This window comes from Pseudomonas sp. 32A (genome assembly GCF_052682255.1).
On record NZ_JBQYLY010000001.1, the window covers coordinates 3,948,210 to 3,963,696 of the forward strand.

Consider the following 15,487-nt stretch of genomic DNA (forward strand, 5'->3'; position numbering starts at 1 on the left):
CCGCATCCGGCTTCACTCGGTCACAGGAAGGCGGGTTTACTCGCCTTCGTCGAAGTAGTTATTGATCAACTTCACCAGCGCATCCATCGCTTCCTGCTCTTGCTCGCCTTCGGTCTTCAGATGAATCTTCGTGCCCTTGCCCGCAGCGAGCATCATCATGGCCATGATGCTTTTGCCGTCGACCATGGTTTCGGGAGTGCGCCCGGCGCGAATCTGGCAAGGGAACTGCCCGGCGACGCCGACGAACTTGGCCGAGGCCCGGGCGTGCAGGCCCAGCTTGTTGATGATTTCAATTTCCAGAGCGGGCATCGCGGAGGTGTTCCTTTCAGCTGAGGTCGCGGTGGCGAACCTGGACGTTCTTGAGGGTTTGTTGCAGCACCTGGCCCAGGCGTTCGGTCAGGTAGACGGAACGGTGGTGGCCGCCGGTGCAGCCAATGGCGATGGTGACGTAAGCCCGATTGCTGGCCGCAAAACGCGGCAGCCACTTGAGCAGGTAGCTGGAGATGTCCTGGAACATTTCCTCAACATCCGGCTGCGCCGCCAGGTAATCGGCCACAGGTTTGTCCAGCCCCGACTGATCGCGCAGTTCCGGCTTCCAGTACGGGTTGGGCAGGCAGCGCACATCAAACACCAGGTCGGCATCCACCGGCATGCCGCGCTTGAAGCCAAACGACTCCACCAGAAAAGCGGTGCCCGGCTCCGGCTGATTCAGCAGGCGCAGCTTGATCGCATCCCGCAGTTGATACAGGTTCAGGTTGGTGGTGTTGATCTTGAGGTCGGCCAGGTCAATGATCGGCCCCAGCAGTTTGGTCTCGTCCTCGATGGCTTCGGCCAGGGAACGATGCGGGCTGCTCAGCGGGTGGCGGCGACGGGTTTCGGAGAAGCGCTTGAGCAGCGTCTCTTCATCGGCGTCCAGGTACAGCACATCGCAATGGATGTGCTTGGCCCGTACTTCTTCGAGCAGTTCCGGGAAGCGGGTGAGGTGGCTGGGCAGGTTGCGGGCGTCGATCGAAACGGCGACCAGCGGTTGAGCCAACTCGGTATGAATCAGTGCGCGTTCCGCCAGTTCAGGCAGCAGGCCAGCGGGCAGGTTGTCGATGCAATAGAAGCCGTTGTCCTCAAGAACATTGAGAGCGGTGCTTTTACCTGAGCCGGAACGGCCGCTGACGATGATCAAACGCATGATTACTGCCCGTTTTGTTCATCCAGGACGACCTGGTACAGCGCCTCATTGCTGGGGGCGCTGCGCAGTTTGTCGCGAACTTCTTTGCGGTCGAGCATGCTGGCGATCTGCCGAAGCAGTTCCAGGTGCGCATCGGTGGCGGCTTGGGGGACCAGCAGTACAAACAGCAGGTCAACCGGGGCGCCGTCGATGGCGTCGAAATCGATAGGGGCGTCCAGGTGCAGCAGGGCGCTGACTGGAGACTCACAGCCTTGCAGGCGGCAGTGAGGAATGGCGATGCCGTTGCCAAAGCCGGTCGAGCCGAGCTTTTCACGGGCAATCAGGGCCTCGTACACAGCTTGCGTATCCATTTCGGGCACTTCGCGGCCGATCAGGTTGGCAATTTGTTCGAGGGCGCGCTTTTTACTGCCGCCCGGCACGTTCACGAGGGAACGGCCGGGGGTCAGGATGGTTTCAAGTCGGATCATGGGTGGGGAGTGTTAGCGGCCAGTGCCTTGAAGAAGGCTCTGCTGCTTTTCCTTATGCTTTTTAAGTTGGCGGTCAAGCTTGTCTGTGAGCAAGTCGATTGATGCATACATGTCTTCATGTTCGGCATTGGCGACCACTTCGCCACCAGGTATCTGAAGTGTCGCTTCGATTTTCTGCTGAAGCTTGTCGACCTTCATGATGACCTGCACGTTGGTGATCTTGTCGAAATGGCCCTCAAGCTTCTTCAGCTTCAGCTCGACGTATTCGCGCAATGGAGGGGTGACTTCTACATGGTGTCCACTGATGTTGACTTGCATACAGCTTCTCCTTCGTTGCCAGTGCATAAAGCGGCGGGTAGGAATACCCGCCACTGGAACGCTATGGCCCGCCCGTCACATCAAACGCTTACGCTCGCTGGAAGGCGCGATCCCAAGGGACTCGCGGTACTTGGCGACGGTTCGACGGGCGACCTGAATGCCTTGTGCCTCCAGTAAACCAGCGATCTTGCTGTCACTCAACGGCTTTTTCTGATTTTCCGCGGCAACCAGTTTTTTGATGATCGCGCGGATCGCCGTGGACGAGCATTCGCCGCCTTCGGAGGTGCTGACGTGGCTGGAGAAAAAGTATTTCAGCTCATATATACCCCGTGGGGTATGCATGAATTTTTGCGTGGTCACCCGGGAAATCGTTGATTCGTGCATGCCCACCGCTTCGGCGATGTCGTGCAGTACCAGCGGCTTCATCGCTTCGTCGCCGTATTCCAGGAAGCCGCGCTGGTGCTCGACGATCTGGGTGGCGACTTTCATCAGGGTTTCGTTGCGGCTTTGCAGGCTCTTGATGAACCAGCGGGCTTCCTGCAGTTGGTTACGCATGAAGGTGTTATCGGCGCTGGTGTCGGCGCGGCGCACAAAACCTGCGTATTGCGGATTGACCCGCAGGCGTGGCACCGATTCCTGGTTCAGCTCCACCAGCCACCGCTCATTGTCCTTGCGCACGATGACGTCGGGCACGACGTATTCGGCTTCGCTGGACTCGATCTGCGAGCCCGGGCGTGGGTTGAGGCTCTGCACCAGCTCGATGATCTGGCGCAGGTCATCTTCCTTGAGCTTCATGCGGCGCATCAGCTGGCTGTAGTCGCGGCTGCCCAGCAGGTCGATGTAGTCGGTAACCAGGCGCTGAGCTTCGGCGAGCCAAGGAGTCTTGGCCGGCAATTGGCGCAGTTGCAGCAACAGGCACTCGCTGAGGGTGCGTGCGCCGATGCCGGCGGGCTCGAATTGCTGGATGCGGTGCAGGACGGCTTCGATTTCGTCCAGTTCGATGTCCAGTTCCGGATCGAAGGCCTCAAGGATCTCCTCAAGGGTCTCGTCCAGGTAGCCCTGGTTGTTGATGCAATCGATCAGGGTCACGGCGATCAGGCGATCGGTGTCGGACATCGGGGCCAGGTTCAGTTGCCAGAGCAAATGGCTCTGCAGGCTCTCGCCGGCGGACGTGCGGGTGGTGAAATCCCACTCGTCATCATCATTGCTCGGCAGGCTGCTGGCGCTGGTCTGGTAGACGTCTTCCCAGGCGGTGTCCACGGGAAGCTCGTTGGGAATGCGTTCGTTCCATTCGCCTTCCTCAAGGTTATCCACCGTAGGGGCGGTTTCCTGGTAGGAGGGTTCCTGTACGTCGGGGTTGGGCTTTTGCTCGATGTTGTCGGCCAGCGGGTCTGCATTATCGAAGTCGTCGCCTTCTTCCTGGCGTTCGAGCATCGGATTGGACTCCAGGGCCTCCTGGATTTCCTGTTGCAGGTCCAGGGTCGACAATTGGAGCAGGCGGATGGCCTGTTGCAGCTGCGGTGTCATCGTCAGCTGCTGGCCCATTCTCAGGACTAGCGATGGTTTCATGGCAGGGGCTTAACACCTTATTCGCCGGCGCAATGCGCCATCCACGACAGGGCGCGTGAGCGCCAAACATAAGCAAATTATATGCCTGATATCGGGGGCTTTGCCTAGAGCGCGGTAACAATAAAAATACTGAGGTTTTTATTGACTACCGCGCTCCATGGCGAATGGCCTGATACCACCGTGTTTACAGGCGGAACTCGTGACCCAGATACACTTCCTTAACCAGTTCGTTGGCCAGGATAGTGGCGGAGTCACCTTCGGCAATCAGCTGTCCATCGTTCACGATATAGGCGGTTTCGCAGATATCGAGGGTCTCGCGGACGTTGTGGTCGGTGATCAATACACCGATGCCCTTGGCCTTGAGGTGATGGATGATCTGCTTGATGTCACCGACCGAGATCGGGTCGACACCGGCGAAGGGTTCGTCCAGCAGGATGAACTTCGGCGCAGTGGCCAGGGCGCGGGCGATTTCCACACGACGACGCTCGCCGCCGGAAAGGCTCATGCCGAGGTTGTCGCGAATGTGGTTGATGTGGAATTCCTGCAGCAGGCTTTCCAGCTCTTTCTTGCGCCCGGCGCGGTCGAGTTCCTTGCGGGTCTCGAGGATGGCCATGATGTTGTCGGACACCGACAGCTTGCGGAAGATCGATGCTTCCTGGGGAAGATAGCCGATACCTGCCTGCGCACGACCGTGCATAGGCTGGTGGCTCACGTCCAGGTCGTCGATCAGGACGCGGCCTTGATCGGCCTGTACCAGGCCGACGATCATGTAGAAGCAGGTGGTCTTGCCGGCACCGTTGGGGCCGAGCAAGCCGACGATCTGCCCGCTGTCGATCGACAGGCTGACGTCGCGCACGACCTGACGGCTTTTATAGGCCTTGGCCAGATGCTGGGCTTTCAGGGTTGCCATTAATTCGCCTTCTTCGCGTCGGGTTTCGGCGCCGGCTGGGCTGCGCCCGGTTTCTGCTTCGGCTGGATAACCATGTCGATACGCGGCTTCGGCGTGCTGATTTTCGAACCGGTGGCACGACCGGCCTGGGCAATCTGCTTCACCGTGTCATAGACGATTTTTTCGCCGTCGGTGGTGTTGCCGTCATTGATGACGCGGGCCTGGTCGATCAGCACGATACGGTTTTGCTGGGCGTGGTACTGGATCGTCTTGCCGTAGCCTTTGACCGGTGTAGGGTCGCCGACTTTCTGCAGTTGTTCGAAGTACGCCAGGTTGCCGACCGAAGTGACCACGTCGATATCGCCTGCCGGGGTGCGAGTCAGTGTCACGGTATTACCCGTCACCTTCATCGAGCCTTGGGTAATGATCACGCTGCCGGTGTAGGTCGCGATACCTTGCTTGTCATCCAGCTGCGCATCGTCAGCCTGAATGTGGATCGGTTGCTGGCTATCGTTCGGCAGAGCCCAGGCGCTCACGCTTCCCAGTGCTGCGCCCAGGCCGAGCAAAATAGGGAGGGTTTTAACGAGCCTCATACTGTCCTCTTACGTTCGATAGCAGGTGTATCCTGCTTTCTTTCAAATACGCTTTCATTCCCTTGCCAGTCGATACACCGCCAGCGCCGTCAATTCTAACGTCTTGCTCGGTCTGCGCATATTGCTTCTGTGGGAATACGGTCATGCGACTGCTGGTAATAATGGTCTCGCGGTCCTTGGCGTCGGTACGGGCTACGCGAACCGAGTCAATCAATTCCACTTGGGTGCCGTCCGGGTTGACTTCGCCACGCTCGCTGGTGACGTGCCACGGAAATTCAGCACCGCGATACAGGTTCATGTCCGGCTTGGTCAATAAGGTGACCTCGGATGCCTTCAGGTGTTCGACCTTATCGGAGGTCATTTCATACTGAACCTTGCCATCCGGCAGGTACTGAATGCTGTGGGCGTTGATGGCGTAATAGTCGATAGCGCTCTCGTCAACCTGTGCAACCGGCTTGTCGAGAAAGCGCTCCGGGCTGATATTCCAATAGCCGACCGCGAGAAAAACCGCGGCGATGACTGCAAGTATCAGGAAATTGCGAATCTTTTTACTCAGCATAAAACGCTCTATAGGTAGGCGGCGTGGGCCGCTTCAAGGCTGCCTTGGGCGCGCAGAATCAGTTCGCAGAACTCACGGGCGGCGCCTTCGCCGCCACGGGCGCTGGTTACACCATGGGCGTGTTCGCGAACGAACGCCGCGGCATTGGCCACGGCCATGCCCAGGCCGACCCGGCGAATCACCGGCAGGTCGGGTAAATCGTCACCCAGGTACGCAACCTGCTCATAGCTTAGGTTGAGTTGGCCAAGAAGCTCGTCCAGAACCACCAGTTTATCCTCGCGGCCCTGATACAGGTGAGGAATCCCCAGGTTTTGTGCGCGGCGTTCCACAACTGGCGTCTTGCGACCGCTGATGATGCCGGTTTGCACGCCGGCCGCCATCAGCATCTTGATGCCCTGGCCGTCGAGGGTGTTGAACGTCTTGAATTCGCTGCCGTCTTCCAGGAAGTACAGGCGGCCATCCGTCAGCACACCGTCGACGTCGAAAATCGCCAGCTTGATGTGCTTGCCCCGTTGCAACAGGTCGGTGGTCATTTACATCACTCCTGCACGCAGCAAATCGTGCATGTTCAGGGCGCCTACCGGGCGGTCGTCGCTATCGACCACCACCAGCGCCAGAATTTTATGGTCTTCCATGATCTTCAGCGCTTCGGCCGCGAGCATGTCAGGGCGTGCGGTCTTGCCGTGGGGCGTCATGACTTCGTCGATGGTGGCGGTCTGGATGTCGAGGTTGCGGTCCAGGGTGCGGCGCAGGTCACCGTCGGTGAAAACCCCGGCCAGGCGCCCGTCGGACTCCAGGATCACGGTCATGCCCAGGCGCTTGAGGGTCATTTCCATCAAGGCATCTTTAAGCAGGGTGCCGCGCGCGACTTGTGGCAGCTCGTCGCCGGCGTGCATCACGTTTTCCACTTTAAGCAGCAGTCGACGGCCCAGGGCGCCACCCGGGTGGGAAAATGCGAAGTCTTCGGCGGTAAACCCGCGGGCTTCCAGCAGGGCCACGGCCAGCGCGTCGCCCATCACCAGAGCAGCGGTGGTGGAGGAGGTCGGCGCCAGGTTCAGTGGGCAGGCCTCGTGGGCAACGTGCACGTTCAAATTCACTTCGGCGGCTTTGGCCAGCGTTGAATCCGGGTTGCCGGTCACGCTGATCAGCTGGATGCCCAGGCGCTTGATCAGCGGCAGCAGGGTCACGATTTCGTTGGTGGTGCCGGAGTTGGACAGTGCCAGGATGATGTCGTCCCGGGTGATCATGCCCATGTCGCCATGGCTGGCTTCGGCGGGGTGTACGAAAAAAGCGGTGGTCCCGGTGCTCGCCAGGGTGGCGGCGATCTTGTTGCCAACATGCCCGGATTTGCCCATGCCGACCACGACAACGCGGCCTTTGCTGGCCAGAATCATCTCGCATGCGCGTACGAAATCCGCGTCGATATGGGCCAGCAAGCCTTCTACGGCTTCGAGCTCAAGGCGGATGGTGCGTTGTGCGGATTGGATAAGGTCGCTGGATTGGCTCATGTCTGAAATCGTATAGCCTGACGAAAAGTCGGCGATTATAGCGGTAATGATCAATTCCCTCACGCAAGTTCGTCAGGCTTTATTCATTACACCCGTGGTTGAGATTGAACCTCAGCAAGGTTTTTTTAGCTGTCCTGTTTCTGAACAAGCTCTGTTCCGGCCTTGGGGGCGCTGTACCAGCAGTGATATAGTTCGCCGCCAGTTCGGTCCGCGCAGCCTTTTTGTCTATTCGGCGCAAGCATTTGTCGAAAACAAGGTGTCTGAGTGAAAGGCTGCATCCCAAGGAGTTTAGATGAGTGCCGATAACGCCTACGCGGTCGAGCTGAAGGGTCTTTCCTTCAAGCGCGGTACGCGCAGCATCTTCAATAATGTGGATATTCGCATTCCCCGCGGCAAAGTCACGGGCATCATGGGGCCTTCCGGTTGCGGCAAGACGACGCTGTTGCGCCTGATGGGCATGCAATTGCGCCCGTCCGCCGGTGAAGTCTGGGTCAATGGCCAGAATCTGCCAACGCTCTCGCGCAGCGACCTGTTCGATGCGCGCAAGCACATGGGCGTGTTGTTCCAGAGCGGTGCGTTGTTTACCGATCTCGACGTTTTCGAGAACGTAGCCTTCCCGCTGCGGGTGCATACGCAGCTGTCCGATGAGATGATTCGTGACATTGTGTTGCTGAAATTGCAGGCCGTCGGGCTGCGCGGTGCCATCGATTTGATGCCCGACGAGTTGTCTGGTGGCATGAAGCGTCGTGTTGCCCTGGCGCGTGCCATTGCCCTCGACCCGCAAATTCTCATGTACGACGAGCCTTTCGTTGGTCAGGACCCGATCGCCATGGGTGTCCTGGTGCGCCTGATCCGCCTGCTCAACGACGCACTGGGCATCACCAGTATCGTGGTCTCCCACGACCTAGCCGAGACCGCGAGCATTGCCGACTACCTTTATGTCGTGGGCGATGGCCAGGTGTTGGGGCAGGGCACGCCTGAAGAGCTGATGAACGCTGATAACCCGCGCATTCGCCAATTCATGACCGGCGATCCCGATGGCCCGGTGCCTTTTCACTTTCCGGCAGCGGACTACCGCTCAGATCTTCTGGGGAAGCGCTGATGCGCAAGACATCCTTACTCGAAAAGGTTCGCCTTTTCGGACGCTCCGGCATCGATATCATCGGTGTGCTGGGCCGTTCGACGATTTTCCTGTTTCATGCGTTGCTTGGCCGCGGCGGTATTGGCGGCGGTTTTGGCCTGCTGATCAAGCAACTGCACTCCGTGGGTGTGATGTCCCTGGTGATCATTGTGGTCTCCGGGGTATTCATCGGCATGGTGCTGGCGCTGCAAGGCTTCAATATCCTTTCCAGCTACGGTTCCGAACAAGCGGTAGGGCAGATGGTTGCGCTGACGCTGTTGCGTGAGTTGGGCCCGGTGGTGACAGCGCTGCTGTTTGCCGGGCGCGCAGGTTCTGCGCTGACGGCCGAAATCGGCAACATGAAGGCCACCGAGCAGCTGTCCAGCCTGGAAATGATCGGCGTCGATCCACTCAAGTACATTGTTGCCCCGCGCCTGTGGGCCGGCTTCATCTCCCTGCCACTGCTGGCGATGGTATTCAGCGTGGTCGGGATCTGGGGCGGTTCATGGGTGGCCGTTGACTGGTTGGGCGTCTACGACGGTTCCTACTGGGGCAACATGCAAAACAGCGTGACCTTCAGCGGCGACGTGCTAAATGGCATCATTAAAAGCATCGTCTTCGCCTTTGTAGTGACCTGGATCGCCGTATTCCAAGGCTATGACTGTGAGCCCACCTCAGAAGGGATCAGTCGCGCCACCACCAAGACCGTTGTGTACGCCTCGCTGGCGGTACTGGGCCTTGACTTCATTTTGACCGCCTTGATGTTTGGAGATTTCTGATGCAAAACCGCACTGTGGAAATCGGTGTCGGCCTTTTCTTGCTGGCTGGCATCCTGGCTTTACTGTTGCTCGCCCTGCGAGTCAGCGGCCTATCGGCCAGCCCCACCGCCGATACTTATAAACTTTACGCCTACTTCGACAATATCGCCGGTTTGACTGTCAGAGCTAAAGTGACCATGGCGGGTGTAACCATCGGCAAGGTCACGGCGATCGATCTGGACCGCGACAGCTTCACCGGCCGAGTGACGATGCAAGTGGACAAGAAGGTGGATAACCTGCCGACTGACTCCACCGCGTCTATCCTCACCGCTGGCTTGCTGGGCGAGAAGTACATCGGCATCAGCGTGGGCGGGGAAACAGCTCTGCTCAAGGATGGTTCGACCATTCATGACACACAGTCGTCGTTGGTGCTGGAGGACTTGATCGGTAAATTCCTGCTCAATACCGTCAATAAAGACGCCAAATGAGGAATGTGTTGATGATCTCTACTTTGCGACGTGGCCTGTTGGTACTGCTCGCGGCACTGCCGTTGATGGCTAACGCCGCTGCCGGCGGCTCTGCACATGACCTGGTGCAGGACACCACCAACAAGATGTTGGCTGACCTGAGCGCCAACAAGGAAAAGTACAAGCAAGACCCGAGTCAGTTTTATAACGCGCTGAACACGATTGTCGGGCCTGTGGTGGATGCTGAAGGCATTTCCAAAAGCATCATGACCGTCAAGTACTCGCGCAAGGCGACCCCGGAGCAGATGACCCGCTTCCAGGAGAACTTCAAGCGCGGCCTGTTCCAGTTCTATGGCAACGCATTGCTCGAGTACAACAACCAGGGCATTACGGTTGATGCACCGAAGTCCGAAACCGGTGACCGTGCCGAAGTCGGCATGACCGTGAAGGGCACCAATGGCGCGGTATATCCGGTGTCCTACACCCTGACGAAGATCAATGGCGAGTGGAAACTGCGTAACGTCGTGATCAACGGTATCAACATTGGCAAGCTGTTCCGTGACCAGTTCGCGGACGCCATGCAGCGCAATGGCAACGACCTGGACAAAACCATCAATGGTTGGGCCGGTGAAGTGGCCAAGGCCAAGGAAGAAACCGACAAAGCTGCCGGGAAGCCTGCCCAATGACCGAGTCGGCCATTCGCCTTGGCGAGTCCGGTGAGTTGCTGCTCAGCGGCGTGCTGGATTACAGCACCGGGCCAGCCCTGCGCAAGCAGGGCCAAGCGCTGATCAATGCCAGCACTGCGTCCGCGCTGGTGCTGGATTGCTCGGCGGTGGTGAAGTCCAGCAGTGTCGGCTTGTCGCTGCTGCTGTGTTTCATGCGTGATGCACAGGCCGTCAAAAAGCCGGTGAGCATCCGTGCGTTGCCCGAAGACATGCGTGAAATCGCTGAGGTTTCCGGTCTGACCGAGCTGTTGGCGCATCCTTAATACACATTATTAAAGAAGCCCCCCGTCAGAGTCCTGCTATGCGGGGTTCGCAGGCGCGGGGCTTTTTTGTATGATGTGCGACCCGCGCGCACTGGGCGCCCATAGAGGTTGATCATGCAGGCCCTAGAAGTTAAAAGCTTCCTTGAAGGAAAGCTGCCCCAAACTAATGTTGAAGTTGAGGGCGAAGGCTGCAACTTCCAGCTGAACGTGATTAGCGATGAACTGGCGGCATTGAGCCCGGTCAAGCGTCAACAGCAGATCTATGCCCATTTGAACCCGTGGATCACCGATGGCAGCATCCATGCGGTCACTATGAAATTTTTCAGCCGCGCGGCCTGGGCCGAGCGCACCTGAGCCCCCAAGGCGTCGAGATTCTTATGGATAAATTGATTATTACCGGCGGTGCTCGTCTTGATGGCGAGATCCGTATTTCAGGGGCGAAGAACTCCGCCCTGCCGATCCTGGCAGCGACCTTGCTGTGCGATGGCCCGGTTACCGTGGCCAACCTGCCGCACCTGCACGACATCACCACCATGATCGAGCTGTTCGGTCGCATGGGCATCGAGCCGGTGATCGACGAGAAACTCAGCGTCGAAATCGACCCGCGCACCATCAAGACCCTGATCGCACCGTACGAGCTGGTGAAAACCATGCGCGCCTCGATCCTGGTACTGGGCCCGATGGTTGCCCGTTTCGGCGAAGCCGAAGTCGCACTGCCTGGCGGTTGCGCCATCGGTTCGCGTCCGGTGGACCTGCACATCCGTGGCCTCGAAGCCATGGGTGCAACCATTGACGTCGAAGGCGGCTATATCAAGGCCAAGGCGCCGGAAGGCGGCCTGCGTGGCGCGAACTTCTTCTTTGATACCGTCAGTGTGACCGGTACCGAGAACATCATGATGGCCGCAGCCCTGGCCAACGGCCGCAGCGTTCTGCAAAACGCCGCGCGCGAGCCGGAAGTGGTCGACCTGGCGAACTTCCTGATCGCCATGGGTGCCAACATTACCGGCGCCGGCACCGACACGATCACCATCGAAGGTGTGAAACGCCTGCATTCGGCCACCTACAAAGTGATGCCCGACCGCATCGAGACCGGTACCTACCTGGTGGCTGCTGCCGTGACCGGTGGCCGCGTCAAGGTCAAGGACACTGATCCGACCATCCTTGAAGCCGTCCTGGAAAAACTCAAGGAAGCCGGCGCCGAGATCACCACCGGCGAAGACTGGATCGAGCTGAACATGCACGGCAAGCGGCCAAAAGCCGTTAACGTGCGTACCGCTCCGTACCCGGCGTTCCCGACCGACATGCAAGCGCAGTTCATTTCCCTGAACGCGATTGCCGAAGGTACCGGCGCTGTGATCGAGACCATCTTCGAAAACCGCTTCATGCACGTGTACGAGCTGCACCGCATGGGCGCCAAGATCCAGGTCGAAGGCAACACTGCCATCGTGACCGGCATCGAGAAGCTCAAGGGCGCGCCAGTGATGGCTACCGACCTGCGTGCCTCGGCCAGCCTGGTGATCTCGGCGCTGTGCGCTGACGGCGACACCCTGATCGACCGCATCTACCACATAGACCGTGGTTATGAGTGCATCGAAGAGAAGCTGCAGATGCTCGGCGCGAAAATCCGCCGCGTACCGGGCTAGTTCCAGGAACTGCAAACACGGTTATTGTGGCGAGGGAGCTTGCTCCCGCTGGACTGCGCAGCAGTCACAGTCTTTTAAACAAAGACCAGGGCCGCTTCGCGCCCCAGCGGTAGCAAGCTCCCTCGCCACAGGACGATGTATGCTGTTAACTGATTTGTTTCAAATCGAGGCTGTAATGGCCTCGATCTGTGTCTGGCGCCGATTGCGACCGGACAGCAATAGCCTGATGAAGGACTGACGTTTCCCATGTTGACCATCGCACTGTCCAAGGGCCGCATCCTTGACGACACTTTGCCGCTTCTGGCTGAAGCGGGCATCGTGCCAACCGAGAATCCGGACAAGAGCCGCAAGCTGATCATCCCCACGACCCAGGACGACGTTCGCCTGCTGATCGTGCGTGCCACCGACGTGCCAACCTACGTTGAGCATGGCGCGGCCGACCTCGGCGTCGCGGGCAAAGACGTGTTGATGGAATACGGCGGCCAGGGCCTGTACGAGCCATTGGACCTGCGTATTGCCCTGTGCAAGCTGATGACCGCCGGCCGTGTCGGTGACGTCGAGCCTAAAGGCCGCCTGCGGGTGGCGACCAAGTTCGTCAACGTTGCCAAGCGTTACTACGCCGAGCAAGGCCGCCAGGTCGACATCATCAAGCTTTACGGCTCGATGGAGCTGGCACCGCTGATCGGCCTGGCCGACAAGATCATCGACGTGGTCGACACCGGCAACACCCTGCGCGCCAACGGCCTGGAACCCCAGGACTTTATCGCCGACATCAGCTCCCGTCTGATCGTCAACAAAGCGTCGATGAAAATGCAGCACGCCCGTATCCAGGCGTTGATCGACACCCTGCGCAAGGCAGTGGAGTCTCGACACCGCGGTTGACTCACCCGCGCGGCCCTAAGCCGCGCCCGTCTATCCGCCTCATAGCCAGAATTCTCAGGTGCCCAAGCGGAAACGACTGCTAATTTAGGGCGCCTGAGTTTTTGCCAATTCTATTGAGGCCCTCGCTATGACCACGTCCACTGCAATTGCCCGACTCAACGCTGCCGACCCGGATTTCGCCCATCATCTGGATCATCTGCTGAGCTGGGAAAGCGTGTCCGACGATACGGTCAACCAGCGGGTGCTCGACATCATCAAGGCCGTGCGCGAGCGCGGTGACGCGGCGCTGGTGGATTTCACCCGGCAGTTCGATGGCCTGGACGTTGCCTCCATGGCCGACCTGATCCTGCCCCGCGAACGCCTGGAACTGGCCTTGACCCGCATCACCGCGCCCCAGCGCGAAGCCCTGGAAGTGGCGGCCGCGCGGGTGCGCAGCTACCACGAGAAACAGAAACAGGATTCCTGGAGCTACACCGAGGCCGACGGCACCGTACTGGGCCAGAAGGTCACGCCGCTGGACCGTGCCGGCCTGTACGTGCCGGGCGGCAAAGCGTCGTACCCGTCCTCGGTACTGATGAACGCGATTCCGGCCAAGGTGGCCGGCGTGACCGAAGTGGTCATGGTGGTGCCTACGCCGCGCGGCGAAATCAACGAACTGGTGCTGGCAGCGGCCTGCATCGCGGGCGTTGATCGCGTGTTCACCATCGGTGGCGCCCAAGCCGTGGCGGCCTTGGCTTATGGCACCGAAAGCGTGCCGAAGGTCGACAAGGTGGTTGGCCCGGGCAACATCTACGTGGCCACGGCCAAGCGCCATGTATTTGGCCAGGTCGGCATCGACATGATCGCCGGTCCTTCGGAAATCCTCGTGGTGTGTGACGGCCAGACCGACCCGGACTGGATCGCCATGGACCTGTTCTCCCAGGCCGAGCACGACGAAGACGCCCAGGCGATCCTGGTCAGCCCGGACGCCGAATTCCTGGACAAGGTCGCTGCCAGCATCGCCAAACTGCTGCCGACCATGGAGCGCGCCGAGATCATCGAGAAGTCGATCAATGGCCGTGGCGCCCTGATCCAGGTGCGCGACATGGAACAAGCCATCGAAGTGGCCAACCGCATCGCACCGGAGCACCTGGAGTTGTCTGTCGCCGACCCACAAGCCTGGCTGCCGCTGATTCGTCACGCCGGCGCGATCTTCATGGGCCGCCACACCAGCGAAGCCCTGGGCGACTACTGCGCCGGCCCCAACCACGTGTTGCCGACCTCGGGCACCGCGCGTTTCTCCTCGCCGTTGGGTGTGTATGACTTCCAGAAGCGCTCGTCGATCATCTTCTGCTCGCCACAGGGCGCGTCGGAGTTGGGCAAGACCGCTTCCGTGCTGGCCCGTGGCGAGTCGCTGACCGCCCACGCCCGCAGTGCCGAATACCGTATCGTTGACGATAAGCAGGGGAACTGAAACATGAGCAAATTCTGGAGCCCGCTCGTCAAGGATCTCGTGCCTTACGTGCCCGGTGAGCAACCGAAGCTGACCAAGCTGGTGAAACTCAACACCAATGAAAACCCCTACGGCCCATCGCCCAAAGCGTTGGCAGCCATGCAGGCCGAGCTGAACGACAACCTGCGTTTGTACCCGGACCCCAACAGCGACCTGCTTAAGCAGGCGGTAGCGAAGTATTACGGGATCGACGCGGGCAAGGTGTTCCTCGGCAACGGTTCCGATGAAGTCCTGGCGCACATCTTCCACGGTTTGTTCCAGCACGACTTGCCGCTGCTGTTCCCGGACATCAGCTACAGCTTCTACCCGGTGTACTGCGGCCTTTACCGCATTGCCTTCGACGCCGTGCCGCTGGATGAGGAGTTCCAGATCCGCGTGTCGGACTACGCCAGGCCCAACGGCGGGATCATCTTCCCCAACCCGAACGCGCCGACCGGCTGCGTGATGGCGCTGGACGCCGTGGAGCAAATCCTCAAGGCCAGCCCGGACTCGGTGGTGGTAGTGGATGAAGCCTATATCGACTTCGGCGGCGAAACTGCTATCAGTCTGGTGGACCGTTACCCGAACCTGCTGGTCACCCAAACCCTCTCCAAGTCGCGCTCCCTGGCCGGTTTGCGGGTGGGCCTGGCCGTGGGCCACCCGGATCTGATCGAGGCGCTGGAGCGGGTCAAGAACAGCTTCAACTCCTACCCGCTGGATCGCCTGGCGATTGTCGGTGCGGCCGCCGCTTTTGAAGACCGCGAATACTTCCAGAACACCTGCAAGTTGGTGATCGACAGCCGTGAAAAACTGGTGGCGCAGCTGCAGGCCAAAGGGTTTGAAGTGTTGCCGTCTGCGGCCAACTTCATCTTTGCCCGGCACCCACGGCACGACGCCGCCGGACTGGCAGCCAAAGTGCGGGAACAAGGGGTGATTGTGCGGCACTTCAAGCAGGAGCGGATTGCCCAGTTCCTGCGGATCAGCATTGGCACGCCGGAGCAGAACCAGGCGCTGATTGAAGCGTTGGGCGAGCTCTAAGCCACACTGAAGCTCAAAAAAATGTGGGAGCGGG

The 15,487-nt window shown here is 59.6% G+C and carries 21 protein-coding genes; 11 read left to right on the forward strand and 10 right to left on the reverse strand.

What is annotated here, in order from left to right:
- Positions 1-36: 36 nt before the first annotated feature.
- The 10 genes from ACUN0G_RS18095 to ACUN0G_RS18140 all read right to left on the reverse strand — a co-directional run bounded on the left by ACUN0G_RS18095 (position 37) and on the right by ACUN0G_RS18140 (position 7,086).
- Positions 37-309: an HPr family phosphocarrier protein gene (locus ACUN0G_RS18095; RefSeq protein WP_258348005.1), complete on the reverse strand. Its 273-nt coding sequence runs from the start codon at positions 307-309 to the stop codon at positions 37-39.
- A 16-nt stretch (positions 310-325) separates the two neighbouring features.
- Positions 326-1,183, reverse strand: coding sequence for an RNase adapter RapZ (gene rapZ, locus ACUN0G_RS18100; protein WP_258348003.1), 858 nt, complete (start codon positions 1,181-1,183; stop codon positions 326-328).
- A gap of 2 nt (positions 1,184-1,185) precedes the next feature.
- On the reverse strand, positions 1,186-1,650 hold the full coding sequence (ptsN, locus tag ACUN0G_RS18105; RefSeq protein ID WP_017477730.1) for a PTS IIA-like nitrogen regulatory protein PtsN: 465 nt from the start codon (positions 1,648-1,650) through the stop codon (positions 1,186-1,188).
- Between the two features lie 12 nt (positions 1,651-1,662).
- Complete coding sequence (gene hpf, locus ACUN0G_RS18110; RefSeq protein WP_003216115.1) at positions 1,663-1,968, reverse strand: ribosome hibernation-promoting factor, HPF/YfiA family; 306 nt, start codon at positions 1,966-1,968, stop codon at positions 1,663-1,665.
- 75 nt (positions 1,969-2,043) lie between these two features.
- A complete protein-coding gene (locus tag ACUN0G_RS18115; protein ID WP_026078000.1) occupies positions 2,044-3,537 on the reverse strand; it encodes an RNA polymerase factor sigma-54 in 1,494 nt (497 codons plus the stop codon).
- Between the two features lie 184 nt (positions 3,538-3,721).
- Positions 3,722-4,447, reverse strand: coding sequence for an LPS export ABC transporter ATP-binding protein (lptB, locus tag ACUN0G_RS18120; protein WP_003216119.1), 726 nt, complete (start codon positions 4,445-4,447; stop codon positions 3,722-3,724).
- Positions 4,447-5,019 carry a lipopolysaccharide transport periplasmic protein LptA gene (lptA, locus tag ACUN0G_RS18125; RefSeq protein WP_023659193.1) on the reverse strand — a complete coding sequence of 191 codons (573 nt, stop codon included), beginning with the start codon at positions 5,017-5,019 and terminating at the stop codon, positions 4,447-4,449. The genes lptB and lptA overlap by 1 nt, the downstream gene beginning before the upstream one ends.
- Entirely contained in the window at positions 5,006-5,578 is a 573-nt protein-coding gene (gene lptC, locus ACUN0G_RS18130) for an LPS export ABC transporter periplasmic protein LptC (RefSeq protein ID WP_063027162.1), read from the reverse strand. The genes lptA and lptC overlap by 14 nt, the downstream gene beginning before the upstream one ends.
- Before the next feature lie 8 nt (positions 5,579-5,586).
- Positions 5,587-6,111 (reverse strand): KdsC family phosphatase, encoded by a 525-nt coding sequence (locus ACUN0G_RS18135; protein WP_445573948.1) that lies wholly within the window; start codon positions 6,109-6,111, stop codon positions 5,587-5,589.
- On the reverse strand, positions 6,112-7,086 hold the full coding sequence (locus ACUN0G_RS18140; RefSeq protein WP_076014424.1) for a KpsF/GutQ family sugar-phosphate isomerase: 975 nt from the start codon (positions 7,084-7,086) through the stop codon (positions 6,112-6,114). It abuts the gene before it with no gap.
- 46 nt (positions 7,087-7,132) lie between these two features.
- Between ACUN0G_RS18140 and ACUN0G_RS18145 the strand changes: the two genes are divergently transcribed.
- The 11 genes from ACUN0G_RS18145 to hisC all read left to right on the forward strand — a co-directional run bounded on the left by ACUN0G_RS18145 (position 7,133) and on the right by hisC (position 15,453).
- Positions 7,133-7,354, forward strand: coding sequence for a hypothetical protein (locus tag ACUN0G_RS18145; RefSeq protein WP_445573949.1), 222 nt, complete (start codon positions 7,133-7,135; stop codon positions 7,352-7,354).
- 24 nt (positions 7,355-7,378) lie between these two features.
- Positions 7,379-8,188, forward strand: a complete 810-nt coding sequence (locus ACUN0G_RS18150; protein ID WP_003216128.1) for an ATP-binding cassette domain-containing protein — start codon at positions 7,379-7,381, stop codon at positions 8,186-8,188.
- The gene (gene mlaE, locus ACUN0G_RS18155; protein ID WP_003216131.1) at positions 8,188-8,985 is read left to right on the forward strand and encodes a lipid asymmetry maintenance ABC transporter permease subunit MlaE; all 798 of its coding nucleotides are present in this window, start codon (positions 8,188-8,190) and stop codon (positions 8,983-8,985) included. The genes ACUN0G_RS18150 and mlaE overlap by 1 nt, the downstream gene beginning before the upstream one ends.
- Positions 8,985-9,452 carry an outer membrane lipid asymmetry maintenance protein MlaD gene (gene mlaD, locus ACUN0G_RS18160; RefSeq protein WP_010170575.1) on the forward strand — a complete coding sequence of 156 codons (468 nt, stop codon included), beginning with the start codon at positions 8,985-8,987 and terminating at the stop codon, positions 9,450-9,452. Before mlaE ends, mlaD begins: the two co-directional genes overlap by 1 nt.
- 11 nt (positions 9,453-9,463) lie before the next feature.
- Positions 9,464-10,117 carry an MlaC/ttg2D family ABC transporter substrate-binding protein gene (locus tag ACUN0G_RS18165; RefSeq protein WP_017477723.1) on the forward strand — a complete coding sequence of 218 codons (654 nt, stop codon included), beginning with the start codon at positions 9,464-9,466 and terminating at the stop codon, positions 10,115-10,117.
- Positions 10,114-10,419 (forward strand): STAS domain-containing protein, encoded by a 306-nt coding sequence (locus ACUN0G_RS18170; protein WP_010170571.1) that lies wholly within the window; start codon positions 10,114-10,116, stop codon positions 10,417-10,419. The genes ACUN0G_RS18165 and ACUN0G_RS18170 overlap by 4 nt, the downstream gene beginning before the upstream one ends.
- Before the next feature lie 114 nt (positions 10,420-10,533).
- Positions 10,534-10,773 carry a BolA family protein gene (locus ACUN0G_RS18175; protein ID WP_010170570.1) on the forward strand — a complete coding sequence of 80 codons (240 nt, stop codon included), beginning with the start codon at positions 10,534-10,536 and terminating at the stop codon, positions 10,771-10,773.
- Between the two features lie 23 nt (positions 10,774-10,796).
- A complete protein-coding gene (gene murA, locus ACUN0G_RS18180) occupies positions 10,797-12,062 on the forward strand; it encodes a UDP-N-acetylglucosamine 1-carboxyvinyltransferase (protein ID WP_010170568.1) in 1,266 nt (421 codons plus the stop codon).
- Between the two features lie 246 nt (positions 12,063-12,308).
- On the forward strand, positions 12,309-12,944 hold the full coding sequence (hisG, locus tag ACUN0G_RS18185; RefSeq protein WP_003188599.1) for an ATP phosphoribosyltransferase: 636 nt from the start codon (positions 12,309-12,311) through the stop codon (positions 12,942-12,944).
- Positions 12,945-13,071: 127 nt separating this feature from the next.
- The gene (gene hisD, locus ACUN0G_RS18190) at positions 13,072-14,397 is read left to right on the forward strand and encodes a histidinol dehydrogenase (protein WP_017477720.1); all 1,326 of its coding nucleotides are present in this window, start codon (positions 13,072-13,074) and stop codon (positions 14,395-14,397) included.
- A 3-nt stretch (positions 14,398-14,400) separates the two neighbouring features.
- The gene (gene hisC / locus ACUN0G_RS18195; protein WP_445573950.1) at positions 14,401-15,453 is read left to right on the forward strand and encodes a histidinol-phosphate transaminase; all 1,053 of its coding nucleotides are present in this window, start codon (positions 14,401-14,403) and stop codon (positions 15,451-15,453) included.
- Positions 15,454-15,487: the final 34 nt, after the last annotated feature.